Annotated in this window: 2 protein-coding genes; one reads left to right on the plus strand and one right to left on the minus strand. The window is 74.1% G+C overall.

Features of this window, described 5'->3' with window-relative positions; all coding sequences use genetic code 11:
• Positions 1-951: 951 nt before the first annotated feature.
• Positions 952-1,407, minus strand: a complete 456-nt coding sequence (locus tag ACFC1F_RS39000; RefSeq protein ID WP_376165888.1) for a MarR family winged helix-turn-helix transcriptional regulator — start codon at positions 1,405-1,407, stop codon at positions 952-954.
• A 118-nt stretch (positions 1,408-1,525) separates the two neighbouring features.
• On the opposite strand from ACFC1F_RS39000, the gene ACFC1F_RS39005 reads away from it, so the two are divergent.
• Entirely contained in the window at positions 1,526-1,918 is a 393-nt protein-coding gene (locus ACFC1F_RS39005; RefSeq protein ID WP_376165891.1) for a nuclear transport factor 2 family protein, read from the plus strand.
• Positions 1,919-2,068: the final 150 nt, after the last annotated feature.

The following is a 2,068-nucleotide window of genomic DNA, read 5'->3' on the forward strand; positions in this document are numbered from 1 at the left end:
GACAACGGAAAAGCTACGTTGCTTTCCATTTTCTGACAACACGTTCGTTGCGCGATAGCAGCATCAGTGCAGCTCAGAGCGATGAAATCGTTGCATTGGGATCAAATCTAACGCAACGACAGCTACCGGAGTCGTTGCAATGGAGTGAAGTGAACGCCATGCGGGGAACGGTCGCGACCCCTCCCGCGGGCCGCCTGCCGGCGGCGGGCAGGCGGCCGTGCAGGTGACACCGGGTCAGGGCGACGGCGGGAGGCGGCGGAGGCGGCGGGGGGGGTGGCGGAGGCGGCCTCCCGCCGTCCGCTTCGGCATCACCGCCAGGGCCCGGCCGTCCCCCCGGGCGTCAGCAGGACCCGGGGCGGGACGACCAGCCATGGCGACGCCCCCGGCTCCCCCGGCTCCCCGCCGTGCCCCCGGGCTGCCCGGGCCGCCGGCCTGCTCCCCGGCGACGATGACGGCCCGCCGGGCTGAACGCGCCGCACGGCTCCCTCGGTTCGCCGGCGATCGGCGCCTCCCCCGGCCCTACGCGCGGGCGCGGAGCGCGACGCGCGCAGGGCCGTGGGCGGCACAAACGGGTCCGGTGCCGGGACCGGGGCGCCGCGTCGCGTCGCCGTCACCGCTGGAACGGGCTCGGCTCCGCCGGCCACGGCTGCGTCGCGCTCAAGGACACGGAGGGCGGCAGCGACACCTCCGTCGCGGGTGCGTTCTTCAACGGCTCGCTGATCGGCGATGTCGTCACGGTCGTGAACACGAAGGAGAAGACCGTCGCCCCGGACAACGGGCTCGGCGGCTGGAACCTCCGCTGGGCGAACTGGTAGACCCCGCCCAGCCCACCCGTACACACCGCCCGTGACGGACAGGGCAGGCGATCCCCAGGCCGGGCAGCCCGGCGGCGGGCCGAACCGGGACGCACGGTGGCGGGCCGAACCGGGACGTCCGGTGGGCCGGTGACGGTCAGTCGTGGTCGGGGGCGAAGGGCCCCTCGTCGACGAAACGGTGCAGGAGGCGGGCGAAGGCCTGGGCGTCGGCCTGCGGCCAGGTGGCGAGCGAGTCCTCGATGCCGGTGGCGAGCCGCTGCCTGGTGGCCGCGACGACGGTGCGGCCGTCGTCGGTGAGGGCGAGCAGCGTGGCGCGGCCGTCGGCCGGGTCGGGCTGGCGCTGGAGGAGCCCGGCCTGCTCCAGGCGGTCGGCGCGGCGGGTGACGGTCGTGCGGTCGAGCCCGATCTCGCGGCCGAGGTCGGCGGCGCTGCACGCGCCGGTCCGGGCCAGGCCGCTGAGGACCGGGTAGGTGAGGTCGTCGACCGCCTCCCCCAACCCCTCCGTCAGCCGGGTGTAGAGGCGGGCCCGGGTGCTGCGCCGCAGGAGCAGTCCGAGGGCGTCGGCGATGTCGTGTCCCGTCGAGTTCTTCACCCCTTCAGATTAGCGTGCGCGGCGCACGCTTTCCCTGTACAGTCATAAGCGTGCTCAAGGCACGCATCTCCGGTCGATCCACGGCGGGCCACTCCCGCCCCCATCCGAAGGAATCCCCGTGAACCACACCGACATCCGCGCCGCCCTCACCGACCTGCTCCTCACCCCGGGCCTCGACCTGGACGAGGCCGCCGACCGGCACTTCGCCCCCGACTACCGCCAGCGCACCGACGGCAGCTGGGCGGACCGCACGGAGTTCCTCGCCCACATCGCCCACCTGCGCACGGTCGTCGCCGACGGGTCGGTCGAGGTCCACGACGAGCTCGCCTCCGGCGACCGGTACGCCGACCGCCACACGATGAAGGTCGTCAAGGCCGACGGGTCCACCGTCCGCATGGAGGTCTACGTCTTCGCCGAGTTCGCGCCCGACGGCCGCTTCCGCCGCATCGAGGAGACCACCCTCATGCTCGAAGGCGCCGACGGCGACCGGAACCTCGGCAGCGCCCGCTGACCGTTCGCCATCCGCCCGCGCCCACGGCCGTGGCCGCGCCACCTCCCGTGCCCGCTCCCGTGCCCGTTCACATGTCCGCCGGCAGTTCTCCGCCGCCGCGCCGGGCCGTGGGGTGCCGCCGATGCGCCAGGGCGCTGCCGACGGCCCCCC

It is taken from the genome of Kitasatospora sp. NPDC056181, assembly GCF_042266225.1.
Lineage (GTDB): Bacteria > Actinomycetota > Actinomycetes > Streptomycetales > Streptomycetaceae > Kitasatospora.